Here is a 23,792-nt window from a genome sequence, read left to right on the forward strand (position 1 = left end):
TTTTGTCTGACTGTTCAGTCGAGGAATCACTGCACCTGCCTGATTTCAGAAGAAAAGAGTCTATCTTATTCCTTTTTTAGCAGTGATGAATCAATTTATTACGTTAATCAGACTGGGAGTTGTGCTATTATCCTGCGCGATTATTTGAGAATGATTGACACTTTTTGGTGCTATAAACCCTCGTGGAATACTGTACTTTCGTTAGTGTTGCTTATTTTTTAGGTGAAAGGGACGTCTTTCATTTTTTACCGGCACCCCAACAGGATTGTTTGCCGGTACGCTGTGGCTGAACATGAAAAACAGTTCCAAACCTGAATCTGAAAAAGAACCTCGTGTACCGTTAGATGATGCGCAGTTTGCCATTGTGGTCCTCGCTGTCACCTCTTTTACGCTGATTATCTTTGTCCTCGGCATTACGTTGTGGATGTCCTGATCGGCTCCTGCTGATGTTTTATCTGCTGACTGCGTAGCATCAGCGCCATGGATTCATTGATGGTGCGATTGCCATTCGCATCGGGTAGACCAAATAATCCGGCAGGTAAGCGACGGTCATCATCCCATGCCGGGTAGTCGACAACGGGATAGAGTGAAATGCCCTCCAGCTGTACGCCCGCTTTCAGTGCCAAATCGCATTCCTGACTGACGAGGTTAAGCCACGTCTGAGACTGGCCTGCTTCTGCACCGGTTTCGGCGATCAGCAGGGGGCGTTGATAGCGTTGCCACACTTCCTGTAACAACACATTTAACGGCCGGTAGTCCGGGTGGTGCGGTTCCAGCGGGTCGCCGTTATGGAACCACTGATTGTCCGGGTACCAGGTCAGGCCCATAATATCCAGCAGATCTTCCGATCCCCCCAGTTCCGGTTCGCTTCGCCCTGCCAGCCAGTCCCAGACTTCATATTGCGCCTGATGCTGTTGCTGCGCCTGTAAGCGGGCGGCGGTGGAATATCCGGATGCCGCAACGTTGACCAGTGGATCGGTGAGCACAAAGCGCACCCCAGGCAGTTCTTCACGCATGGCATGCATTGCCGCTATGCTGGCGCGAGCGAGTTGTCGTTTCAGTTCGCGACCACGCCCGGTAACAAAAGGGTTAAACCAGGCGATTTCCGCACCGGCCCATGACCAGAATGAAATCTGATTCATGGGGGTAATAAACGGGCGGGTATGACCTTCTTCACGCATCAGGCGGGCGAGGGCGCGGGCAAAGGCGCTGAAACGATCAACGAATTCAGGCTGCCAGATATCCAGCCCGTCCGGCCAGCCAAAGTGGGCCAGCTCCCAGATCATTTCAATACCGTACTTTTCCGCCGCTTTTAGCTGCGGCAAAAAACTGTCCCAGTGATATTCTCCGGGTTGCGATTCAATTAAATACCAACGGGCGCCATCGCGTGCCGTCAGGATCTGATGGCTGGCTAACAGCGCATAATCTTTCTCCAGCAGCGTGTCATGTCCGCTGCTGATCATCAGGTCGGCGCGCTTGCCCGGTGTCCGGCAGGCAGTGGAGCAGGCGAAGCTCCCCTGGTAGAAGCTGGAAAACAGACCGGGCGGGTAATGTCCATCATGCATAATGTTCTCCTGAGGGAATAAAACGCAGGCGATGGGCTAAGTCTAGACTATATGTTTGCAGGCCTGAACAGACTGTGGGCCAGGCCGGAGTTAACCGGATGAATAACCGTATTACCGCACAAGGATTGCTGATGACCTACACGCTTCACCCATTGCAGGCAGTCAGCCCGGCTGACGCGACACGCCTGGCGCAGGCGATTACGCCACTGGTCGCACAGCATCCCCTGTACAGCGGGGTCTATCCACTGGCCGAAGGGCTGGATGCCTTTGCCGCGCGCTATCAGTTGATCACCCTGGCGGAAAATACGCTGGATATTCAGTATTACATCTGGCAGAACGACCTGTCGGGCAGGCTGTTGTTCAGCGCACTGCTGGCGGCAGCCCAGCGCGGCGTGAAAGTGCGTCTGCTGCTGGACGACAATAACACTCAGGGACTGGACCGGACCCTGAGCGAACTGAACCGTCACCCGCTGATCGAAGTGCGCCTGTTTAACCCGTTTACCTTCCGCACGCTGAGGGCGCTGGGTTACCTGACGGACTTTGCCCGCCTGAACCGACGGATGCACAACAAAAGTTTCACCGTTGATAATCAAGCCACCATCGTGGGGGGGCGTAACATCGGTGATGAATATTTTGGCGTGGGTGATGAACCGCTGTTTTCCGATCTGGATGTGCTGGCCGTGGGCCCGGTGGTGGATGAAGTGGCGCAGGACTTTGACCGCTACTGGCAGAGCCGGCCCGTGGCACCGCTGCACCGCGTGGTTGAAGAGGAAGAGGGCGAGACGTCGGCGGTATCATTGCCGGAGGCCTGGCGCGACAGCCCACAGGTGGCGCGCTATCTACGTCAGGTGGATGAGTCAACGTTCGTGACCCAGTTAGACAATCGCAAGCTGCCTTTTACCTGGGCGAAAACGCGTCTGTTAAGCGACGACCCGCGTAAAGGGCTGGGACGTGCCAGAACCAGCACGCTGCTGCCACAACGTCTGCTGGAGGTGATTGGTAAACCGCAGCAGCAACTCGACATCATTTCTGCCTATTTTGTGCCAACACGTACTGGCGTGGCGCAACTGCTGGCCCTGGTGCGCAAAGGGGTAAAAATCTCTATCCTCACGAATTCGCTGGCGGCCAACGACGTGTCGATTGTGCACGCGGGCTATGCAAAATGGCGTAAAAAGCTGCTGCGTCACGGTATTCGTTTATACGAGCTTAAGCCGAACAGCGGAACACGCGAGCCCAGCCACGATCGTGGTCTGACGGGGAACTCGGGGTCCAGCTTGCATGCAAAAACCTTCAGCGTGGATAACCAGACGGTATTTATCGGTTCGTTTAACTTTGACCCGCGCTCTGCCGTGCTGAATACCGAAATGGGGCTGGTGATTGAAAATGATGCGCTGGCAACGCGCATTCACGAGCGATTTATCAGCAGTATGCGCGACCGCGCCTGGACGCTACGTCTGGATAAATGGGGGCGGGTTAACTGGGTGGAGTATCCGGGAGAAGGGGCCAATGAAGTGGTGCATAAGCATGAACCGCGCACCCGGCTGATGCAGCGTCTGCTGGTGCGCCTGGTATGGCGTCTGCCAATCGAATGGTTACTGTAAGGGGCGACCCTATTTCCGGTCGCCCCCTGCCATTACTGGCGCTGTGGCTTCCCGGAGAACAAGAAGCGCAGCAGTGGAATGCGCAGATGAATCTCATACAGCAGGAAGGCGATGCCAAACACAAACACCAGACCGGCGAAGAATCCGAGGGTGTTGCTGTCGATCTGCTTCACAAACAGAATGCCATAGAGAATGGTTAATGGATGGTGGACCAGGTAGATAAACAGCGAGGCGTTCACCAGATACGTTACGCGTGGAGATTGGGAGTTCAGCAGGCGATGACCGAAGGTAAACACCACGTTGACCATCCACAGGCCCATGAGCATCGAGACCACCGCATCAATCTCATACAGCCAGCCTTCCCCTTTACTCCAGGTCTGATTGGCCACATAGGCGGCAAAAGCCAGCGCCGATCCCACAAAGGTCCAGGGTACCGGGCGGACAAACAGGGCCTTAATCGCCGGATATTTCCATGCCATGGCACCCAGTATAAAGAAGGGCAGGAACATCAGTGTCTGCATCACCACCATATTAAACAGCGCATCGCTCAGGATTTGTGGTGCAAAAATAAACATCAGACGACGAAATGCACCCCAGGCCAGGCTGCAAAGCAGAATAAAACAGGTTAAACGGGTCCAGGTGAGTTCGGAATAGTCTGTTTTCTCACGTGCGCCATCGCGCAGAAAACGGAACAGCCAGAAGCCTGCCACGGTCAGAACGATCAGGACCAGCAGGAACCACAGATGGGAAATCAGATCCCAAACCAACGTATTATATTTCTCATACAGGGTCTTACTGCTCCAGTCACCGATCTTACTGGTCCACTCTTTCAGCATAAAAAACTGCGGCAGCGTAATCAGGGGGATGGCGGTCAGCATCGGGATACCAACCCGCTCCACACGCACCTTCAGCCAGTCTGATGGGGTGTAGCGCAGGAACAGCATATAGGAAAAATAGCCTGAAATAACAAAGAACACCTGCATGCGAAACGCATGGATGAAGTCATTCAACAGCGTCAGCCATTCGGAGGGCGCGACACTGTTGACCGACCAGTTTTGTGTGGAATAAATCAATGAGACATGAAAAGGCACCCCTAATAACATCAGCCAGGCGCGAATCGAATCCAAAAAGTATTCTCGTTGTGGTGTTTTTTTAGTCATATATGTCCAGTATTCAACAAGTTAATCACCCGGTTCACCCTGAACCAGTCTAAAGCTTACCGCTTACTTTAATAGAGCAAACCCGCGTATACTATCAGCCGAATCTGTTTCCGCTAAACGCTTGAGAATCGGGCTATTAGCCACTCGGAATAGTGGAACAAAAACGGGCTCAGGCTGTCGGAATGCTGAATTATCCTTTAAGATGGATCCATTGATTTAAGCACCCGAAAGGGGGGGATGTGCGGACTAAAATGAACAATAAACCAAAACTGATGAAATTGCGCTGGGTTGGCGCGGCAGTTTTGCTTTCAATGTATGCCAACACCAGTTGGGCTTTCAACATTGACGATGTGGCAAAACAGGCGAAAGAGTTAGCCGGCAAAGGCTTTGAAGCGCCGAAAAGTAATCTACCGTCACAGCTGCGTGATATGAAGTATGCCGACTATCAGCAGATCCAGTTCAATCATGAAAAAGCCTATTGGAACAAGTTGAAGACCCCTTTCAAACTTGAGTTTTACCATCAGGGTATGTACTTCGATACGCCGGTACGCCTCAATGAAGTGACGGCTAACAGCGTTCGCGAGATCAAATACTCTCCGGAATATTTCAATTTCGGCAATGTGAAGCACGATCCGGATACCGTGAAAAACCTCGGTTTTGCCGGTTTTAAAGTGCTGTACCCGCTGAACAGTAAAGATAAGAAAGACGAGATTTCCAGCTTCCTGGGGGCCAGCTACTTCCGCGTGATTGGTCAGGGCCAGGTATATGGTCTGTCTGCCCGTGGTCTGGCCATCGATACGGCATTGCCGTCCGGTGAAGAGTTCCCGCGCTTCAAACAGTTCTGGATTGAGCGTCCGAAGCCGCAGGATAAACATCTGGTGATCTATGCGCTGCTGGATTCGCCGCGTGCGACCGGCGCCTATCGTTTCCTGATCACCCCGGGTAAAGACAGCACCGTTGATGTGCAGTCAAAAGTCTACCTGCGTGACAAAGTGGGCAAACTGGGCGTGGCTCCGTTAACCAGCATGTATCTGTTCGGTGCGAACCAGCCGTCTCCTGTGGCTAACTACCGTCCGGCGCTGCATGATTCCAACGGCCTGTCGATCCATGCCGGCAACGGTGAATGGATCTGGCGTCCGCTGAATAATCCGAAACACCTGGCCGTCAGCACCTTCACCGTGGAAAACCCACGTGGTTTCGGTCTGCTGCAACGTGGCCGTGATTTCGATAAGTATCAGGATCTGGATGACCGCTACGATCTGCGCCCAAGCGGCTGGATCGAGCCTAAGGGTGACTGGGGTAAAGGCCGCGTTGAGCTGGTCGAAATCCCAACCAGCGATGAAACTAATGACAACATCGTGGCATTCTGGACCCCGGAAAGTCTGCCAGAGCCAGGCAAAGAGATGAAGTTTGCCTATCGCCTGCACTTTACACGTGACGAAAGCCAGCTGCATACGCCGGATACCGCCTATGTGAAAAGCACGCTGCGTTCTCTGGGTGATGTGAAACAGTCTAATCTGGTGCGTCAGCCAGACGGCACAGTGGCGTTTATCGTCGACTTTGTTGGCCCGGACATGAGCAAGCTGCCGGAAAACACCCCGGTCACGCCGCAGGTGAGCATCGGTAATAATGGTGAGCTGGTAGAAAACAGCGTGCGCTATAACCCGGTCACCAAAGGCTGGCGTCTGGTGCTGCGTGTTCGTGTTAAAGACAATAAACAGCCGACCGAGATGCGTGCTGCACTGGTTAACGGTGACAAAACGCTGACGGAAACCTGGAGCAATCAGTTGCCTGCCAATGAATAAGTCTACCGTAATACCCAACGAATATATCGATGCGCTGCCCCTTTCCCCGGAGCGGAAAGGGGCGCTGCGTGATGCGTTGCCAGAACAACCGTCCGATACCTTCAGCCAGTTGCACTATCAGCTGGCCGAAGACGGCCCGGTCGAAACGCGCCCCGATGATGCTCCGCAGGAATCGGTAAAAGCGCGTGTCGAGATGAGCTGGCCTGACTCTGTTGATGGCGGTCGTCAGTTTGACAAAGACGCGCTGGATCGCACCACGCTGAAAGCGATGCCGAAACACACCCGTTCTTCTATGTATCCGGAAGAGTGGCGGACCAACCCGGTGGCGCGTGCATGGGATTCCCTGCGTGGGCGTAAAAGCACACCGCGTTACGACAGCCGCGAAGAGCAGAAAAATGAAGACAAATGGCGCCATGTTGGCTCTATTCGTCGTTATATCCTGCTGTTCCTCTCCGTCTTCCAGACGGTGGTGGCCACCTGGTATATGAAAACCATTCTGCCTTACCAGGGCTGGGCGCTGATCGATCCTATGGAGATGATCAACCAGAACTGGCAGCAGTCGGTGTTGCAGATCCTTCCTTATGTGTTGCAGACCGGGATCCTGTTCCTGTTTGCCATCCTGTTCCTCTGGGTATCTGCGGGGTTCTGGACGGCACTGATGGGGTTCCTGCAACTGATGATCGGCAAGGACAAATACAGTATTTCGTATCTGACCAACGGCGACGAACCGATTAACCCGGAACACCGCACCGCGCTGATCATGCCCATCTGTAATGAAGATGTCGGGCGTGTGTTTGCTGGTCTGCGTGCTACCTGGGAATCCGTGGTGCGTACCGGTGAGCAGGCGAACTACGATGTGTATATCCTCAGCGACAGTTACAACCCGGATATCGCCATGGCTGAACAGAAGGCCTGGATGGAGCTGGTACGTGATGTCGGTGGGGAAGGGCGTATTTTCTATCGCCGCCGTCGCCGTCGCGTGAAACGCAAATCCGGTAATATCGATGACTTCTGCCGCCGTTGGGGCAGCCAGTACAGCTACATGGTCGTACTGGATGCCGACAGCGTGATGAGCGGTGACTGTCTGAACGGTCTGGTGCGCATGATGGAAGCGAACCCGAAAGCGGGCATCATCCAGTCATCACCAAAAGCATCGGGTATGGATACGCTGTATGCGCGTTGTCAGCAGTTTGCGACCCGCGTTTACGGTCCGCTGTTTACCGCCGGTCTGCACTTCTGGCAGTTGGGTGAGTCGCACTACTGGGGCCATAACGCGATTATCCGCGTGAAGCCGTTTATCGAACACTGTGCGCTGGCGCCATTGCCGGGCGAGGGCTCGTTTGCCGGTTCCATCCTGTCCCATGACTTCGTGGAAGCGGCCCTGATGCGCCGTGCAGGCTGGGGGGTGTGGATCGCTTACGATCTGCCGGGTTCTTATGAAGAACTGCCGCCAAACCTGCTGGATGAACTGAAGCGTGACCGTCGCTGGTGCCACGGTAACCTGATGAACTTCCGTCTGTTCCTGGTGAAAGGGATGCACCCGGTTCACCGTGCTGTGTTCCTGACGGGCGTGATGTCTTATCTGTCAGCACCGCTGTGGTTTATGTTCCTGGCGCTCTCCACCGCTCTTCAGGTGGTGCATACGCTGATGGAGCCGCAGTACTTCCTGCAACCGCGCCAGCTGTTCCCGGTGTGGCCGCAGTGGCGTCCGGAACTGGCGATAGCGCTGTTCTCCACCACGCTGGTGCTGTTGTTCCTGCCGAAGTTGCTGAGTATTGTGCTGGTGTGGTTCAAGGGCGCGAAACCTTATGGCGGTGCGCTGCGCGTACTGGCTTCCCTGTTCCTGGAAATGCTGTTCTCCGTGCTGCTGGCACCGGTGCGCATGCTGTTCCATACGGTGTTTGTGGTCAGTGCCTTCCTCGGTTGGGAAGTAGTGTGGAACTCACCGCAGCGTGACGATGATGCTACGCCATGGAGTGAAGCCTTTAAGCGCCACGGTTCGCAGATGCTGCTCGGCCTGGTCTGGGCGGGCGGTATGGGCTGGCTGGATCTTAACTTCCTCTGGTGGCTGTCGCCGATTGTCTTCTCGCTGATCCTGTCTCCGTTTGTTTCGGTATGGTCCAGCCGTCGTACGCTCGGTCAGGCATCGAAGCGCGGTAAACTGTTCCTGATACCGGAAGAGTTCAGCCCGCCGCAGGAGCTGGTGGATACGGATCGTTACGTTGAGCTGAACCGCGAACGTGAGCTGGATAATGGCTTTATGCACGCCATGTTCCATCCCTCGTTTAACGCGCTGGCCAGCGCCATGGCGACCTCGCGTCACCTGAAGAGCGATATCCTCGACTTCGCCCGTGACCGCCGTATTGAGCAGGCACTCAGTGAATCGCCAGCGAAGCTGGACCGCGATCAGCGCCTGGCGTTGTTAAGCGACCCGGTCACGCTGTCACGCATGCATTACCGCCTGTGGCAGCACGCCGATAAGTATCACGACTGGTTAGATCATTACCATACGTTGAAACTGAATCCACTGGCGCTGAATAACGCGAAGTAACATTAACGTTTATCGGGTGAGCTGATTTAGGTTAATCCTTAACGAACAATAAAAAAAGGCCACAACGCGTAACGTTGTGGCCTTTTTTATCGTTCACAATTGATATTTCTATCTGCCTATATCGAGGTTAACATTCAATTTCATCGCTCATGCCATAGGTACAGGCATAGGGATCGGTCCATTTGTTATCTTTCAGGAAAAACGTAGTCACGTCTTTATTGTCAAAAATAACCGTTCCCAGCCCACTGGACTGTATAGTCCAGCTCCCGGAGGCACCATCTTTGAATTTCACCGTGCCAAATGATACACAGGGTGAGTAGTATTCATGAAGGAGTGTGCCACGTTCTTTTGACTCCTCTGCCAGCTTAAAAAAACGGGTTAACTGTTTTTTTGTGGGTTTATAGACTTTACAGGCTACTGCTTCGGTTTCATCTGTTCGCCCTTCGGCCCGCACCCCCAGGCTTTTAATCGTGATATCGCTGACGACTCTCGCTTTTGCTTGATATGAAAAAAAACCAAAGAAAAAAATGATAAAAAACAAACTCTTAAAGTTTACCATTTTGCAGTGCTTGCCTCTGTTACGTTTTTTCTGCCGATTTCCGGGTGGCGATATATTTCATTCATCGACACATTTAACGTGCTGGTTAATTCTTTTATTAACCATTTAAGCGCGTCATTTTGTTGTTCGCTAACCTGCTCGTAAATATCTTTTGTTTCACCCGTTTTAGGGTTTTTAACCTCTATTGCTTTACCCACAATCTCTATGCCAATACTGTCAGTATTATTAGGGAATCGATCCGGGTAACTCTTTTTTTTCTCTAAATTTGATATTTTAGTATTGTTTTTCCAATTTCTTTCCAATTCAGTGACTTTTTTCAAATCCACCGGCTCACATTTTTTTGTGATAAAACATCGGGACTGAATTTTTCCCACGTGCCAGGTAACTTGATAAAGCGAAGCTGTCTGATAAATGGTGCCATCTCGGTCAATCAGAAAATGAGCGCCGTTGGCCCCTTTAGTCTGATAGCTGTTAAAGGTACTATTGGCCGTCGTACTGTCCGTCTGGTGCACCACAATGCCATTGATGGCATCCATCTGTCCACGTTCAATATTCTTGATGATTTTAAGGATGATGCGCTCCGCATCCGTATAACCGCCATTATCTATATAGAGCATAACTTCCCCCTTCCTTAGGTTGATAAAATTCATGCAGTTTCATCACTAAGCCAACAATCTCCTATTTAAAGCTGAATCCGTTAGTGGGTTGATTAAGTATTTTAATACTTATACCCAGAGGAAGTTACGGCCAAAAAATTGAGGCGAATATAGTAAAAGAATGATTTTCAATCAGGACAGCAACCTGTTGCGATGGCATTTTTTACGTTTTTTTTGCATTGAGTGCTATGGTGCTGTGATGTACAGACGGTAAGATAGTGCGTTTTTTATTCGGGAATAATATGGTGAGCATGTTTTTACGCGGTGTGATGTTGGCAGTCAGTGTGCTGGTACTGAGCGGGTGTGGCAGTATTATCAGCAGAACCGTGCCCGGACAGGGGCACGGTAATCAGTATTATCCCGGCGTACAGTGGGATGTGCGTGATACGGCGTGGCGCGTGATCACCATTATCGACCTGCCGCTGTCGTTGGTGGTGGATACCTTGTTGTTACCGGTGGATGCGCACCACGGTCCGTACGAGTAATCCCTTTTACCGTACCTCAGGCACGGTTATCGGCATCCGTATTATTGTCTTCCCACTCTTCTGCTGCCGCTTCAGCTTCTTCACTGTCGGCAGGTGGCTCAAGCTGGAATTCCCCTTCATCCCATTCATGCAGGGTATTTTCAGGCAACCATTCGCTTCGCAATTCGACCTCGTCGAAATCACCGTCAAAAATGGCCTGCGCGGCTTCACCGCTGTACAGCGACACAAGCTCACCTTCATCTCCATCCTCGGTGAGAAACTCCGCCTGCCACATAATGTCCCCATCCTGCATCACAAACTTTTGCAGATTGAACTGATTCACCGCGGCGTCATCTTCGTCGACCTCCGGGTTGGCAGCAAGGTACTCTTCACGAGCCGTATCAATGGCTTCTTCCAGCGTGGCATAAAGTGTCATGGTCATCTCCCTGGTTTTATTGGTAAAGAGTAATTGTTGTCGCTGTGCGTCAGGATGCAAGGCGGTAAAGAAGAAATTTTGTGTACCGTGCGTGAGGCCGATTGACAAGAATTTCTGTCGCCAGGAATTCTCTGACTCGCCAGCATCGCGTGCTGTCGGCGGTTTTTCGCACGTTTTTAATGGGGTTCTGTTTCTGAAATATGATGTATTAGCGCCGGGCAAATGAACTGCCCCAACTCTGGCGGTGTGCCAGGTTGTTCACCCCCTTTTCAGGATCAGTGATATGGATAAATCAGCCTTAACGTGCAGAGCGTCGCGCAAAACCGTTCTCACCCGTTTCTCCTGCAGTCTTCTCTTTCTTGCCGCGCCTGTGTTCGCGAATGATGCCCCTTTTGACCCGGATTCCCCGTGGCTGCTCGGTGACTGGGCGGGCTACCGCAAACATCTGGCGGATGAAGGCGTGGATTTCCAGGTGGACTATACCACGCAGTCGGCGGCCAACCTGGCCGGCGGCTACCGCACCAGCACCACGATGCGCTATGCCGATCAGTGGACGTTCGGCAGTAAGCTCGATCTGGATAAACTGATGAACTGGCAGGGCGGTCAGTTTCAGGTGACGCTGACCAACCGCAACGGGCAAAACCTTACGCCCTATATTAACGATCCGCGAACCGGTGGCCTGTCTAACGTACAGGGTATTTCGGCACGCGGTGACTATCTGCGCCTGACGCAGTTCTGGCTCAATCAGTCACTGTTTGATCACTGGCTGGAAGTGAAGCTGGGCCGTGTCACCACCAACGAGGATTTCGATACGGCCAGCGTCGGAATGTTCCAGAACTGGGCGATGGGCGGCGGACAGCCGGGCCACTGGCGTAACGACCGCTGGTTTAACGCCCCGGTATCGCAGTGGGGAGGGCGGTTCAAACTCAATCTGCCCGAAGACGTTTATTTCCAGGTCGGGGTCTATAACCAGAACCGTGCCAACTACACGAAAGCGAACGGATTTCGTTTTGATATGGGCCACGGCGAAGGAAACCTGATCCCGGTTGAACTGGGCTGGAAGCCGCAGCTGGGGCAGGACAAACTTCAGGGTAATTATCGGCTGGGGATGTTCTACAGTTCCACCGAGGGCGGGGATTTTCACTCGTTCAAGAATGGAGAGTATCAACATAACCGACGTGCTTACGGCGGCTATCTGCTGGCCGAGCAGCAGTTGTTCGCGATGGACGGTGATAACAAGCGTGGTCTGAGCGTGAGTTTCCAGTATGTGATGAACGACCATCGTACGGCGAAGATGGACAATTATCAGTCGCTGGCACTGGCGTGGAAAGGGCCCTTTGATGCCCGTCCCGCCGATGAGATCGGCATCGGCATGGCGCGTATCCATGTTAACAGCGACTACACAAAGATGCGTGAGGGGCAGAACGCCGCAAACGGCATGAGTGATTATCACAATCCTGCTTATCTGCCCCTGCAACAGGGCGCGGAATGGAACTATGAACTCTATTACAACGCGAAGGCCACCCGCTGGCTGAATGTGCGGCCTAACCTGCAAGTTGTGACTAAACCGGGCGGCGTGCGTCAGGTTCAGGATGCGCTAATTGGTGGCCTGGCCGCCGATATCAGTTTCTGATTAGCCGGGGGTGGCGTTTGTTTCAATGCCACCCCGGCACGATTAAACCTGTGCAATCTCATCCGGATGCTGATAAATCGTCAGCCCCAGCTCATGGCCAATGCGTACGTCGTTATCGGCTCCGCGTGACTCCCCCGGTAAACGCAGAATGGCATCACAGTGGCCGATAAGTCGGTGTGCGACCGGATATAAATACGCTTCACTGATCGCATCGCCAATCTTCTGTGACCCGGCAATCCGCGCCAGCGGAAACGCCAGCCACTCGCCAATCAGCGGAATATGCCCTTTCTGGTAAATGGCTAAGGCTGCCTGTTCCATGCGTTCAAGGTTGGCATGGATTAAGTCTTCACGGTCGCCTGTGCCGCTGCGTACCGGGCCTGCCACTAAAATTTGCAGTGATTTCATAAGGGTTTCCTAAAAAATGGGGTTAAGGGCCAGGTGCTGGATCAGCATGATGGTTTTGGCATCCATAATTTCGCCGCTGCGCACGGCGTCCAGTGCGCGGGAAAATGGCCACTCCAGTACTTCGATATCTTCCCCTTCCTCCGCGACGCCACCGCCGCTTCCCTGACGATCGTCGTCAGAATATTCGGCGATAAAGAAAAACAGTTTTTCTGTCACTGATCCGGGGCTCATATAGGATTCGAACACCTTTTCGATGTGTGTGATGCGAAAGCCGGTTTCTTCTTCGGCTTCGGCAATAATACGCGCTTCCGGCGAGGCGTTATCCAGCAGGCCTGCGGTGGCTTCAATCAGAAAACCGTGATGGCCGTTGACGAAAATGGGGAAACGAAACTGCCGTGTCAGTACCACGGTTTTTCGGGCTTTGTGGTACAACAGCACCACGGCGCCGTTACCGCGATCGTAGGATTCCCGGCTTTGCTCCTGCCAGCTGCCGTCGCGGCGCAGCAGTTCAAACGTGTATTTTTTCAGGGTGTACCAGTTATCCGACAGCAGCTGCTCGCGGATATTGCGTACGCGTTCCTGCATGTTTTGCATGTTTATGCCCTTATTGTGGTGACAGAAAACACGCTAACATGCATAATCGTGCAATATCAAGATCAATCGTGAAGGGTGAAACAGTGCTTTCCAGTCAGCGCAAACAGCAGATCCTGGCCATGCTCGATCGTGAAAAGCAGGTGCTTTCGCGTGAACTGAGCCAGTATTTTTCCGTATCAGAAGACTCTATTCGTCGGGATTTGAGAGAGTTAGCGGCAGAAGGATTGCTGCAACGCGTTCACGGCGGTGCGCTGCCGGTGTCTGCCGCGATTGCCCCCTTCGAAACGAGAAAAAGCGTGCAGATGGCGTCCAAACGTCGGGTGGCGGAGAAAGCGGCCGCATTGATTCAGCCCGGTCAGGTGGTGATGATCGACGGTGGCACGACCACGGCTGAGATGATCACGTTGCTGCCGAGGGATCGGGCTTTTACCGTGGTCACGCACAGTCCGGGCGTGGCGGTCGGGCTGGTGGATTATCCGTTGATTGAGGTGATTATCATTGGCGGGCAACTCTACAAGCATTCGGTGGTGACGGTCGGTGCGGCGATGATGGAAGGGATACGCCGCATCAATGCCGATCTGTTTTTTATGGGCGTAACCGGCGTACACAAAAGTGCCGGGCTGACCACGGGAAACTATGAAGAGGCCTGTGTAAAACGGGCGCTGGCAGAGCGGGCCGCGGAAACCGTGGTGTTGGTGTCGCAGGAAAAACTGAACTCTGCCTCGGCCTTTGCCATCGGCGATCTCTCGCTGGCCAGCACGCTGGTGGTGGATGCGTGGCCCGACGAAGAGATGTGCCAGCTGCTGGAAAAACTGCACATCGCCCTGGTTTGAGGATGACGTTACTCTTCCCGCACCACCATCATTTCGCTACGGCCGCGCAGGGTGATCCAGGTATACAGCACGTTAAACAGCACAATGCAGGCGGTGACGATAAACACCGCCCGAAAACCAAAGTGGGCTGAGACGGTCGCCCCCATCAGCGGCCCGGTGACGTTGCCAATATCGCGGAATGACTGGTTGTAGCTGAACACGCGCCCGGCCACCTGGTTGCTGGCGTTATAAATCAGCAGAGACTGTACGGCGGGAAGCAGTGCGCCATCGGCGGCGCCGAGCAGGAAACGCAGAATCCCCAGCTGCCACGCATTCTGCACAAACGCCATCGGGATCAGCAACAGCACGGACAGCATCAGCATGGTGATCAAAATGCGCTCAGGGCCAATGCGGTCGCCCAGTTTGCCGAGCCGGGGCGCGCTCATCAGCGCCGCGACGCCCGGCACCGAGGCGATCATCCCGCTGATAAAGGCCAGGTTAGAGACATGTCCCGCCAGCTCACGCACATACAGTGTGAGGATCGGCGCAATGGAGCCGGTGGCGACCTGAATAATCAGCGTGGTGACAAATAACGCCAGCACCAGGCGCGGGTTTTTCAGCGAGCTCAGCACCTGGCGGGCGTGCAGCATGTCTTTTTTCTGCACCGGAATAAAACTTTCGCGTACGCAGAACAGCGTCATCATAAAGCAGGTAAACAGCACGCCTGCCGTGATAAAGAACACCGGGCGCAGACCAAAGCTGTCGGCCAGCAGGCCGCCAATCAGCGGGCCAATCAGTGCGCCACTGACCGCACCGGTGGAGAGCCAGCCCAGCGCCCAGCCGGTTTTACCGCGCGGGACCTGGGTAGCGATCAGCGCATTGGCATTAGGAACAAATCCCCCCAACAAACCGAGCAGGGCACGCAGCGCCAGAAATTGCCAGATAGACGTTGCCATCCCCATCAACATCATCACGATGGCCATCCCGAGTGCCGAACGCAACAGCATGATTTTTCGTCCTTTGCGGTCGGCCAGTCCGCCCCAGAAGGGGGAGGCAATCGCGGAAAAAAGGAACGTAATGCTGAAGACCAGTCCTGACCAGAGATTCAGTGCCTGAGGATCGGTGATGCCAAGTTGCTCCACGTAGAGCGGCAGAAAGGGCATCACCAGGCTGAATCCTGCTCCCGTCAGAAAACAGCCTATCCAGGTCACGAACAGATTTCTTTGCCAGTTGATGGCGGCAGCGGGGGCAGCGGGCGTGGACATAAAATAAAGGGTCACCTTTTGAACTATTAGCTCACCAAGTATACGCGCTTATTCTGCTGCTAACCGACGTGCGATCAAAAAAAATGAAAAACTGTTTCAAATAATGGAACAGGCCGGATCGGTGACCCGTCAGTGGTCGTAAAAAGAGGGTTGCCCTTCAGGACGGGTCTTAAAGCGGCGATGCAGCCACATATACTGTTCGGGGGCCATTAAGACGGCGTGCTCAATAATCTGGTTCATATGTATGGCAGTGGTGCGTTCATCGTCCAGCGGAATGGCGGAGGTCTGCTCTGGCAGGATCACCATTTCATAGCCTTTGCCAGAAGGCAGACGTCGTGGAACAAAAGGGATCACCGCCGGGTTGCCGCTGCGGATCAGCAGGTAACTTCCCTTGGTGGTGGCGGCCTCATCTACGGCGAACAGCGGCACGAACACACTGCTTTTGGGACCGTAGTCATGGTCGGGAGCATACCAGATGATATCGCCGTTCTTCAGGGCGCGGATCATCCCTTTCAGGTCTTTACGGTCAAGCATGCTTTTATTGGACCGCATCCGTCCCCAGGTCTGTAACCAGTCAATCAGGGGGTTATCATTGGGCCGATAAACGCCAATTCCCGGATTATAAATGCCAAAAATGCGCGCACCCAGCTCCAGCGTCAGAAAGTGCAGGCCAATCAGCAGCACGCCTTTTCCATCCGTTTTCGCCTTCTGGATGTGCTCCAGCCCGCTAACGCTGAACCATTTTTTGATGCGCCAGTCGGGCCAGAACCAGGCCATGCCAGTTTCGATCAGACCCATGCCCAGTGACTCAAAGTTACAGATGACCAGCGCTTCGCGTTCGGCATTCGGCATCTGCGGGAAGCACAGTTCAAGGTTACGTCTGGCAATGGTCACCCGGGATTTCAGGAAGCGCATTGAGACTCTTCCCAGGCCACAACCAATGAAGTACAGCACCGGGTAGGGCAACAAAACCAGCAAATACAGCAGGATAATCCCTGACCAGGTAAACCAATAACGGGGATGCAGCAATGTGCGATTGAAGTGGGGAAGCTGTGTCATGAGTGTCCGGATCGCAAGTAAATTAGAGTAATTATGAATAGGTATAAAAGTTTAATTATGGCTAATTGTGCGATTTACAACGAGATATTTTACATTATCTGTAGATTGCTGTGATGAAAAAGGGCTGTGACTAAGGACAATCCACCATGCCTCAGGTATGATAGCGCCGCAAATTTTTCCTCTCTTTGAATGCAGGAACGTACACCATGCCAGTGTTACATAACCTTGTTTCCAATGAAGAGCTGAAGGCGCGCATGTTGGCCGAAACCGAACCGCGTACCACAGTCTCTTTTTATAAGTACTTCACTATTGACGATCCGCGCGCGTTCCGCGACGCCCTGTATGTCACCCTGACAAAGCTGAAAGTGTTTGGCCGCGTTTATGTGGCGGCAGAAGGCATTAACGCGCAGGTCAGCGTCCCGGCCAGCCAGTATGAGCAGATGAAAGCCGCGCTGTACGGCTTCCACCCGGCGCTGAACGATCTGCGAATGAACATTGCGCTGGACGACGACGGTAAATCTTTCTGGGTGCTGCGCCTGAAAGTGCGCGAGCGCATTGTCGCTGATGGCATCACGGATGACAGTTTTGATGCCAGCGATGTCGGTGCTTATCTGAAAGCCGCCGAAGTGAATGCGATGCTGGACGATCCACAGGCAGTATTTGTCGATATGCGTAACCACTATGAGTACGAAGTGGGGCATTTTGACAACGCGCTGGAAATTCCGGCGGACACCTTCCGTGATCAGCTGCCGATGGCGGTGGACATGTTGCAGCAGGACAAAGACAAAAAAATTGTCATGTACTGCACCGGCGGCATCCGCTGTGAGAAAGCCAGTGCCTGGATGCGTCACAACGGCTATGAAAATGTGTACCACATTGAAGGCGGGATTATCGAATATGCCCGTCGTGCCCGTGAGCAGGGGTTACCGGTGCGTTTTAAAGGCAAAAATTTTGTCTTTGATGAACGTATGGGGGAGCGAATTTCCGAGGATGTTATTGCGAACTGCCACCAGTGCGGTGAGCCTTGTGATACCCACGTCAACTGCCTGAACGATGGCTGCCATCTGCTGTTTATTCAGTGTCCGAGCTGCGCTGAGAAGTTTAATCACTGCTGTAGCCCAATCTGTATGGAAGAGCTGGCGTTACCGCCGGAAGAGCAGCGTGCCCGCCGTGCGGGTCGTGAGAACGGTAATAAGATTTTCAACAAGTCCCGTGGCCTGTTGAGTACCACGATGCACATCCCTTCGCCTGAAGAGTAACCGGGTGTATCGACCTCTCACCGGGCGATGTTCCGGTGAGAGGTCAGTCTGGCGTTACTGACGCACGCCTTCGACAGAAATAATCAGCTCAACGTCCTGCGATGCCGGGCCTAAATCGGATTTAACATTGAAATCTTTCAGGGCAATGGTCCCGGTGGCTTCAAAGCCTGCACGGTAGCCGCCCCATGGATCTTTCCCTTCGCCGGTCAGCTTCGCAGCCAGTTTCACCGGTTTGGTCACGCCGTTCAGTGTCAGATTACCGTTCACGGCCAGGCCTTCACCCTGTTTCTCTACGCCCGTTGAGACGAAAGTCGCCTGCGGGAATTTGCTGGCGTTCAGGAAGTCAGCGCTGCGCAGGTGTTTATCGCGTTCGGCGTGGTTGGTGTCCACGCTGCCGGTATTAATAGTGACATTGACTTTGTCTTTCGCCGGGTCGGCCTCGTCAAAAGTAAAGCTGCCATCGAAATCTTTAAACGTACCGTACAGCCAGCTGTAGCCCAGATGCTTGATGCGGAACTGGACAAAGGCATGCTGTCCTTCTTTATCAATTTTATAATCTGCGGCGCTGGCGGTGCCTGCGGTCATCAGCAGTGCGGCAGTCGTTAAACCCAGAATACTTTTCTTCAGCATGGTGTTCTCCATTCCTGTTAGTTAGTCGATGCGGTGACCCAGCATCCTTTTCAACGTAATATCGCGATCGATAAAGTGGTGTTTCAGTGCGGCCAGCGCGTGCAGCCCGGAGAGGATCACCACGCTCCATGCCAGCCAGAGATGGATATCACCGGCCAGGTCGGCCTGTTCACCCAGCCCGGAGAAGAGCGCGGGCACCGGCAGCACGCCAAAGACATCAATAGGTTTACCTTCGGCAGTCGAGATCAGATAGCCACTGACTAAAATAGCAAACAGAATGCCGTAAAGCAGAAGATGGGCGGCGACGGCGCTGTAACGTACCAGCGGCGTATAACTGCTGAGAGGTTTAGGGGGCGGCGAAACAAAACGCCACACCACGCGCACCAGCATCACAACAAACAGCACCATACCGATACTTTTGTGCAGCTCCGGCGCTTTGTGATACCAGGTATCATAATAGCCCTGGGTGACCATCCACAGACCAAGTGCAAACATACCGTAAACGGTACCCGCCACCAGCCAGTGCAAAGCGATACTCAGTGAGCCATAACGCAACACGCTATTTTTCAATTGCATTGAGAGACCCGTTTGTCAGAATTTTCAATAAGACTGACCAGATGTAAGGGCAAAATCAACAAATAATTTTACTGGTTTTAAAATTCACTCATAGCGTGAAATATTTTGAATAAAAAAATGAGTTATGCCCAGTAATTCAGAAGTGTTATAGCGTTTTATGGTGGATGGTTGCGTATTTTGGCACTTTAACGGCAGTTGAATGAAAATATGATGTTCTGATTTTTTGCTGTTTAATTAAGGTAGTGTCAATTTTCTGTCACGTTATGTCAATATCAGGCAGAGTTTAATCGTTATGAAAATTAATTCATTGCCAGAGGTAATTATCCCCTATTTGAAGCGATGATCTCACCCAAAGTCACAGGGGGAGTGCCTGTGATTGAAATTTATCATTAAGCCAGTGAATATCGCTCTTAACTTGAATTTTTGCGAGATATTGTCTACCGTAAAGACGTGTCAGTAACGTTCACTATAAAATTTACCGTTAATTACCATTCTTAATTTGCTGCGTTATAGCTTTCTTCCTCTTCACTATTTTCCATTTTATGTCAGGCGACGAAAGCTATGAGGCTGCTCATTGATAGTCACACCGGGAGCATACAATGGGTCACACATCAGAGGGGCAACAGCCCCGAAAAAAACATTTCTGGAATAAAGATAAGTCCGCTAAACCGGCGTTGAGTGTCGACGATATTACCATTGTCGATAAATCGATGCTGAAGCGGGCAGTCGGGGCTGCGGCTCTTGGCAATGCCATGGAGTGGTTCGACTTTGGGGTATACAGCTTTCTGGCTGTGACCATCGGTAAGGTCTTTTTCCCTGGCGGTAGCCCGGCGGCACAGCTGCTGGCGACGTTTGGTGCCTTTGCCGCCGCGTTTCTGGTGCGTCCGATCGGTGGGCTGGTGTTTGGTCCGCTGGGCGATCGTATTGGCCGCCAGAAGGTGCTGGCTCTGACGATGATCATGATGTCGATCGGTACCTTCTGTATTGGCCTGATCCCCGGTTATCACACCATTGGTATTATGGCTCCGGTGCTGCTGCTGCTGGCGCGTCTGTTACAGGGATTCTCGACGGGCGGTGAATATGGCGGAGCGGCAACGTTTATTGCCGAGTATTCTACCGATAAGCAGCGTGGGTTTATGGGGAGCTGGCTGGAGTTTGGTACGCTCGGCGGCTACCTGTTGGGCGCAGGTCTGGTGACCGGACTGACGGCGGCAATGCCGGAACAGGCGCTCCTGGACTGGGGATGGCGTATTCCCTTCTTTATTGCTGCGCCCCTGGGGCTGTTTGGCCTGTATATCCGCCTTAAGCTGGAAGAGACGCCGGCTTTCCAGAAGCATATGGAGAAACAGGAGCAGCTGGAACACAGCAAACCCCGCCTTAACCTGTGGCAGATGTTGAAAAAGTATCGCGCGGCGATGCTGAAGTGTATTGGGCTGGTGCTGCTGTTTAACGTCTCGAACTATATGATGACGTCTTACATGCCGAGTTACCTGACCGGGATCCTCGGCCTGAGTGAGCTGAGTTCGTTGCTGCTGATTATGGTGGTGATGTTCGTCATGATGCCGCTGACGCTGTTCTGGGGGCACTGGAACGATCGTCTGGGCCGCCGTCCGGTGATCTGGGGCGGGGCTGTCGCGCTGATCCTGCTGGCGGTGCCGTGCATGATGCTGATCGGCACCGGAAACCTGTGGCTGGTGTTCCTCGGCCTGATGATCCTGGGGGTGATTCACACCTGCTTCAGCGGTTCGATGCCTGCCACCTTACCGGCGCTGTTTTCCACCGATATTCGTTACAGTGCGCTGGCGATAGGTTTTAACCTGTCGGTGTCGCTGTTTGGCGGCACCACACCGCTGATCACCACTTGGCTGGTGGAGAAGACGGGTAACTTATTGATGCCTGCTTACTATCTGATGGGCGCGGGGGTTATCGGGGTGATCACGGTCTTCACCCTGCGTGAAACGGCACGCAAGCCACTACGAGGATCGGCGCCGTCGGTTGGCAGCCGTGCAGAAGCGCAGCGTCTGGTGGATAAACTGCGTTTGCGTGGGAAGAAAACCTCTGCGGCTACAGAGAAGTAAATCCCTCGTCTGAAAATACACAAACTCAGATAATAAATCGTAAAAATACGGGGACCGGGTTACCGGTTCGCGTATTTTTTTTATGAAAATTTCTGGTTAAGTTGTCCTTCGCACATTTTATGTTCAACGTAAACGGGCTAAGGACAGCATATGGCAAAGGGCTATTTTCTTCGCGTCGGCGATAAAACCACCTGCGGTGGGGAAGTACTGAGCGGTCACTCGACCGTCTTTCTGCGTGGCGCGGAGCTTCCGCGGGAGGGCAGTCTGGTCTCCTGCGGTAAGAACCCCGGTATGACGTACAGCATCATCAGCGGGCCTGGCAAAATCAGAGTGGGCGGGATGCCGCTGGCCGGTACGCTCGACAGCGTCAGTTCCTGCCCCTGCAGGGCCACGTTTATTTCTTCCATTCCTGACGGTTACGGCAAAGAACCCGCCAGCGTAACGCAGCGCAAGCCAGAGCCGATTGAACTCTCCCTGTTCGCCCCCTCTCAGGCAGACGTACCGCAACAACACGCCCAGTCCGCGAAGATAAAGCGGCGCGAAATCACGCTGACGATCGGGGTGTTTTTTGATGGGACGGGAAATAATGCGGATAACAGTGCTGACCGTCAGAATGCCTGTGCAGGCGAGCATTATGGCATGAGTGACGGGGATGCCGAATCTACGTTATCTCAGTGCATAAGGCTGAAACGGAGTCATAGCGGTATTGCCGCAGGAAGTTATCTTGGTTATTACACCAATGTGTATTGGCTGAATAGGTTGTATACCACTAGTTTCCCCAATGATGACAAGCATGGTCAGATCAAGATTTATATTGAGGGGATTGGTACAGAGAGCGGCAAGGGCGACAGTGCCTATGGCGTGGGAACGGGCAGGGGCAACACCGGCGTAGTCAGAAAAACGGATAAAGCCGTCGCCGCGCTGGTTGTTGCTATCAAAAATCATTTAGATAAACCCTCCGAATACGGTATCAGCATCGTCAGGGAATTGCAGTTTGATATCTTCGGTTTTAGCCGGGGGGCAGCGGCGGCACGGCATTTTGCCAACCGGGTGTTCGAGCAGGATGATGCCATTGTGGCAGCGATTAAAGCCGGATTAGGTGAGGTTAAGTTCAATGGCACGCCCGGCGGTAAAACCCGCTTCCTGGGGATATTCGATACCGTTGCGGGGATTGGTTCGCCGGTGAACGGCTTTAACCCGCACAGCGCGGATACCGGGGAGGTGAATATTGTGCTGCGCCCCGGCGTGGCGGAGAAGGTGTTCCATATTACCGCGCAGCATGAGTGCCGCTTTAACTTTGCGCTGAACAGCGTAAAACCTGCATGGCCGGAGCTGGTGTTGCCCGGGGCGCATTCGGATATTGGCGGCGGGTATAATCCTGACGAGCATGAAGCCTGTTTCCTCACCCGCCCGCAGTTTGAAACGGTTCTGGCTTCTGTTTCTGATAAGGAGACCGCAACGTATCGTCATGCCGGTGCACAGTTTGGGATCATGACGCGTTATCCGGCCATAGCGCCGCTGCTTGAGGGTAACGTGATTAAACTCAGAGCCTGGCATGACGACCGAATGCCCGCCGACCGCTATGGTATGCTGCAAAAGCGCAGCGGCGCCGCGCTAATTCTTGAGCGCCCGACGCGCAATGACTGGTCAAAGGTGGCGCTACGGGTGATGATCGACGCCGCGCAGGATGCGGGGGTGGTGTTTAACCCTATCGATGCAACGGTCCCTGACTTTGCCTTGCCTGAAGAGTTGAACCGCATGTATAAAAAAGCCATTGTGATGGGCCGCGCCGTCCGCAATGGTCAATCGGTCAGCGAGTTTACGACCGCGGAAATTACTGCGCTGGCGGGAAAATACCTTCACTGTTCAGCCAACTGGAACAGCGTGATACGGGACAGTCAGGGAAGGATCACCGGGGCGGTGAAGCCTGCGAAGCTGGTGACCTTTACCAACCGGCCGGATGAACGCTGGCAACGGACGATTTACGATATGGACGGGAACAGAATATGGAAATAAAACGTATTGCCGGGCTGCTTTCGCTATTGATCCTGACGGCCTGCCAGGGGGCAGGACAACCCAACAAGACGACTCAGAACATGGAACCAACGGAGTGGAAATTCAACTTTTTCACCCCCAAAGCGTTACCTGCCCTGGTGACCTTTGTCGTAGTCCAGGATGCCGCCGGTACGGTTTATCAGTTTAATACTCTCGACAGTACGCAGGCGTTACATGACGTGACGGGTGAGTGGAATGACAGTGCCCGGGCAGTCAACGGGCACTGGAATCACGTTGAAAAACCGCCCAAGCATATTATTTTTTGCTGGGATTCGGTGATTGATAAAAAGGTCTATGAAACCCATCTGACTTTCCCCTGGGATGTGGTGGATAAAATGCGTAAGCCCAGCGTACACAAGGACTATCTTGGTAAAGCTGCGTATTACGACAGTGTACAGATGGGGCTGGCTCCTGAAGGAAAGGTGGCCGTCTGGGTAAATGGTATCCGCTTCGAGCATAACTACCGTATAACGCCGTCAGTGCTGAAGACGTTATCCGGGGATAAATTAGATATTTGCAAAGGAATAACCAGCCATCCAAATGGATATGAATACTACGGGGATACACCAGAGTTCATTAAAAACAAAGTGTATCCGTATGGTGTCTGGTAGTTTTTAGAACAGGGAGGG

22 protein-coding genes are annotated in these 23,792 nt (G+C 53.2%); 11 read left to right on the top strand and 11 right to left on the bottom strand.

From position 1 onward, the window contains the following. Positions 1-292: 292 nt before the first annotated feature. Positions 293-433, top strand: coding sequence for a hypothetical protein (locus HHI26_RS16940; RefSeq protein WP_162900974.1), 141 nt, complete (start codon positions 293-295; stop codon positions 431-433). On the opposite strand, the gene HHI26_RS16945 is transcribed toward HHI26_RS16940, so the two are convergent. Then, positions 414-1,565, bottom strand: coding sequence for a beta-glucosidase (locus HHI26_RS16945; RefSeq protein ID WP_159337097.1), 1,152 nt, complete (start codon positions 1,563-1,565; stop codon positions 414-416). The genes HHI26_RS16940 and HHI26_RS16945 overlap by 20 nt on opposite strands. A 131-nt stretch (positions 1,566-1,696) precedes the next feature. Between HHI26_RS16945 and HHI26_RS16950 the strand changes: the two genes are divergently transcribed. Beyond that, positions 1,697-3,166, top strand: a complete 1,470-nt coding sequence (locus HHI26_RS16950; protein ID WP_171149441.1) for a phospholipase D family protein — start codon at positions 1,697-1,699, stop codon at positions 3,164-3,166. A gap of 32 nt (positions 3,167-3,198) precedes the next feature. Here HHI26_RS16950 and mdoC read toward each other — a convergent pair whose 3' ends face one another. After that, the gene (gene mdoC / locus HHI26_RS16955; RefSeq protein WP_171149395.1) at positions 3,199-4,326 is read right to left on the bottom strand and encodes a glucans biosynthesis protein MdoC; all 1,128 of its coding nucleotides are present in this window, start codon (positions 4,324-4,326) and stop codon (positions 3,199-3,201) included. 269 nt (positions 4,327-4,595) lie between these two features. Here mdoC and HHI26_RS16960 point away from each other — a divergent pair, with 269 nt between their 5' ends. Beyond that, the gene (locus HHI26_RS16960; protein ID WP_171149442.1) at positions 4,596-6,131 is read left to right on the top strand and encodes a glucan biosynthesis protein G; all 1,536 of its coding nucleotides are present in this window, start codon (positions 4,596-4,598) and stop codon (positions 6,129-6,131) included. Further along, positions 6,124-8,682, top strand: a complete 2,559-nt coding sequence (gene mdoH / locus HHI26_RS16965; protein WP_133840934.1) for a glucans biosynthesis glucosyltransferase MdoH — start codon at positions 6,124-6,126, stop codon at positions 8,680-8,682. Before HHI26_RS16960 ends, mdoH begins: the two co-directional genes overlap by 8 nt. A 127-nt stretch (positions 8,683-8,809) precedes the next feature. On the opposite strand, the gene HHI26_RS16970 is transcribed toward mdoH, so the two are convergent. After that, on the bottom strand, positions 8,810-9,241 hold the full coding sequence (locus HHI26_RS16970) for a hypothetical protein (protein ID WP_171149396.1): 432 nt from the start codon (positions 9,239-9,241) through the stop codon (positions 8,810-8,812). Continuing rightward, positions 9,235-9,858, bottom strand: coding sequence for a peptidoglycan recognition family protein (locus HHI26_RS16975; protein ID WP_159337096.1), 624 nt, complete (start codon positions 9,856-9,858; stop codon positions 9,235-9,237). The genes HHI26_RS16970 and HHI26_RS16975 overlap by 7 nt, the downstream gene beginning before the upstream one ends. A 284-nt stretch (positions 9,859-10,142) precedes the next feature. Between HHI26_RS16975 and HHI26_RS16980 the strand changes: the two genes are divergently transcribed. Next, the gene (locus HHI26_RS16980; protein ID WP_167864367.1) at positions 10,143-10,382 is read left to right on the top strand and encodes a YceK/YidQ family lipoprotein; all 240 of its coding nucleotides are present in this window, start codon (positions 10,143-10,145) and stop codon (positions 10,380-10,382) included. A gap of 16 nt (positions 10,383-10,398) precedes the next feature. On the opposite strand, the gene HHI26_RS16985 is transcribed toward HHI26_RS16980, so the two are convergent. Next, positions 10,399-10,797: a MysB family protein gene (locus tag HHI26_RS16985; protein ID WP_167864368.1), complete on the bottom strand. Its 399-nt coding sequence runs from the start codon at positions 10,795-10,797 to the stop codon at positions 10,399-10,401. 283 nt (positions 10,798-11,080) lie between these two features. Between HHI26_RS16985 and HHI26_RS16990 the strand changes: the two genes are divergently transcribed. Beyond that, positions 11,081-12,430, top strand: a complete 1,350-nt coding sequence (locus HHI26_RS16990) for a carbohydrate porin (protein ID WP_171149397.1) — start codon at positions 11,081-11,083, stop codon at positions 12,428-12,430. Between the two features lie 42 nt (positions 12,431-12,472). Here HHI26_RS16990 and HHI26_RS16995 read toward each other — a convergent pair whose 3' ends face one another. Together HHI26_RS16995 and HHI26_RS17000 are read right to left on the bottom strand one after the other, a co-directional pair. Continuing rightward, positions 12,473-12,835, bottom strand: a complete 363-nt coding sequence (locus HHI26_RS16995; protein WP_171149398.1) for an NUDIX hydrolase — start codon at positions 12,833-12,835, stop codon at positions 12,473-12,475. A 9-nt stretch (positions 12,836-12,844) separates the two neighbouring features. Continuing rightward, on the bottom strand, positions 12,845-13,429 hold the full coding sequence (locus HHI26_RS17000; protein WP_167864377.1) for a GDP-mannose pyrophosphatase: 585 nt from the start codon (positions 13,427-13,429) through the stop codon (positions 12,845-12,847). 83 nt (positions 13,430-13,512) lie between these two features. Here HHI26_RS17000 and HHI26_RS17005 point away from each other — a divergent pair, with 83 nt between their 5' ends. Beyond that, entirely contained in the window at positions 13,513-14,262 is a 750-nt protein-coding gene (locus HHI26_RS17005) for a DeoR/GlpR family DNA-binding transcription regulator (protein ID WP_159337089.1), read from the top strand. 8 nt (positions 14,263-14,270) lie between these two features. Here HHI26_RS17005 and mdtG read toward each other — a convergent pair whose 3' ends face one another. Next, positions 14,271-15,506, bottom strand: coding sequence for a multidrug efflux MFS transporter MdtG (mdtG, locus tag HHI26_RS17010; RefSeq protein ID WP_171149399.1), 1,236 nt, complete (start codon positions 15,504-15,506; stop codon positions 14,271-14,273). Positions 15,507-15,635: 129 nt separating this feature from the next. After that, positions 15,636-16,565 carry a Kdo(2)-lipid IV(A) acyltransferase gene (locus HHI26_RS17015; protein ID WP_171149400.1) on the bottom strand — a complete coding sequence of 310 codons (930 nt, stop codon included), beginning with the start codon at positions 16,563-16,565 and terminating at the stop codon, positions 15,636-15,638. 206 nt (positions 16,566-16,771) lie between these two features. Between HHI26_RS17015 and HHI26_RS17020 the strand changes: the two genes are divergently transcribed. Continuing rightward, positions 16,772-17,824, top strand: coding sequence for a rhodanese-related sulfurtransferase (locus HHI26_RS17020; RefSeq protein ID WP_133840923.1), 1,053 nt, complete (start codon positions 16,772-16,774; stop codon positions 17,822-17,824). A gap of 54 nt (positions 17,825-17,878) precedes the next feature. Here the strand turns inward: HHI26_RS17020 and HHI26_RS17025 are convergent, their stop codons facing one another. After that, a complete protein-coding gene (locus tag HHI26_RS17025) occupies positions 17,879-18,454 on the bottom strand; it encodes a YceI family protein (RefSeq protein WP_133840922.1) in 576 nt (191 codons plus the stop codon). Positions 18,455-18,475: 21 nt separating this feature from the next. After that, entirely contained in the window at positions 18,476-19,030 is a 555-nt protein-coding gene (locus tag HHI26_RS17030) for a cytochrome b (protein ID WP_133840921.1), read from the bottom strand. A 599-nt stretch (positions 19,031-19,629) separates the two neighbouring features. Here HHI26_RS17030 and proP point away from each other — a divergent pair. From proP to HHI26_RS17045, 3 genes are all read left to right on the top strand, one after another. Beyond that, entirely contained in the window at positions 19,630-21,108 is a 1,479-nt protein-coding gene (gene proP, locus HHI26_RS17035; protein WP_171149401.1) for a glycine betaine/L-proline transporter ProP, read from the top strand. Between the two features lie 150 nt (positions 21,109-21,258). After that, complete coding sequence (locus tag HHI26_RS17040; protein WP_171149402.1) at positions 21,259-23,124, top strand: DUF2235 domain-containing protein; 1,866 nt, start codon at positions 21,259-21,261, stop codon at positions 23,122-23,124. Beyond that, positions 23,115-23,774, top strand: a complete 660-nt coding sequence (locus HHI26_RS17045) for a DUF2931 family protein (protein ID WP_171149403.1) — start codon at positions 23,115-23,117, stop codon at positions 23,772-23,774. The genes HHI26_RS17040 and HHI26_RS17045 overlap by 10 nt, the downstream gene beginning before the upstream one ends. Positions 23,775-23,792 lie beyond the last annotated feature (18 nt).

It is taken from the genome of Erwinia sp. JH02 (genome assembly GCF_013074405.1).
Lineage (GTDB): Bacteria > Pseudomonadota > Gammaproteobacteria > Enterobacterales > Enterobacteriaceae > Erwinia > Erwinia rhapontici.

Coding starts and splice junctions, on each gene's coding strand:
- HHI26_RS16970 (WP_171149396.1), bottom strand. CDS start 9,241: ATGGTAAACTTTAAGAGTTTGTTTTTTATCATTTTTTTCTTTGGTTTT.
- HHI26_RS16990 (WP_171149397.1), top strand. CDS start 11,081: ATGGATAAATCAGCCTTAACGTGCAGAGCGTCGCGCAAAACCGTTCTC.
- HHI26_RS16995 (WP_171149398.1), bottom strand. CDS start 12,835: ATGAAATCACTGCAAATTTTAGTGGCAGGCCCGGTACGCAGCGGCACA.
- HHI26_RS17015 (WP_171149400.1), bottom strand. CDS start 16,565: ATGACACAGCTTCCCCACTTCAATCGCACATTGCTGCATCCCCGTTAT.
- HHI26_RS17025 (WP_133840922.1), bottom strand. CDS start 18,454: ATGCTGAAGAAAAGTATTCTGGGTTTAACGACTGCCGCACTGCTGATG.
- HHI26_RS17020 (WP_133840923.1), top strand. CDS start 16,772: ATGCCAGTGTTACATAACCTTGTTTCCAATGAAGAGCTGAAGGCGCGC.
- HHI26_RS17030 (WP_133840921.1), bottom strand. CDS start 19,030: ATGCAATTGAAAAATAGCGTGTTGCGTTATGGCTCACTGAGTATCGCT.
- HHI26_RS16985 (WP_167864368.1), bottom strand. CDS start 10,797: ATGACACTTTATGCCACGCTGGAAGAAGCCATTGATACGGCTCGTGAA.
- HHI26_RS16940 (WP_162900974.1), top strand. CDS start 293: ATGAAAAACAGTTCCAAACCTGAATCTGAAAAAGAACCTCGTGTACCG.
- HHI26_RS16950 (WP_171149441.1), top strand. CDS start 1,697: ATGACCTACACGCTTCACCCATTGCAGGCAGTCAGCCCGGCTGACGCG.
- proP (WP_171149401.1), top strand. CDS start 19,630: ATGGGTCACACATCAGAGGGGCAACAGCCCCGAAAAAAACATTTCTGG.
- HHI26_RS17040 (WP_171149402.1), top strand. CDS start 21,259: ATGGCAAAGGGCTATTTTCTTCGCGTCGGCGATAAAACCACCTGCGGT.
- HHI26_RS17000 (WP_167864377.1), bottom strand. CDS start 13,429: ATGCAAAACATGCAGGAACGCGTACGCAATATCCGCGAGCAGCTGCTG.
- HHI26_RS16975 (WP_159337096.1), bottom strand. CDS start 9,858: ATGCTCTATATAGATAATGGCGGTTATACGGATGCGGAGCGCATCATC.
- HHI26_RS16945 (WP_159337097.1), bottom strand. CDS start 1,565: ATGCATGATGGACATTACCCGCCCGGTCTGTTTTCCAGCTTCTACCAG.
- HHI26_RS17045 (WP_171149403.1), top strand. CDS start 23,115: ATGGAAATAAAACGTATTGCCGGGCTGCTTTCGCTATTGATCCTGACG.
- mdoH (WP_133840934.1), top strand. CDS start 6,124: ATGAATAAGTCTACCGTAATACCCAACGAATATATCGATGCGCTGCCC.
- mdtG (WP_171149399.1), bottom strand. CDS start 15,506: ATGTCCACGCCCGCTGCCCCCGCTGCCGCCATCAACTGGCAAAGAAAT.
- mdoC (WP_171149395.1), bottom strand. CDS start 4,326: ATGACTAAAAAAACACCACAACGAGAATACTTTTTGGATTCGATTCGC.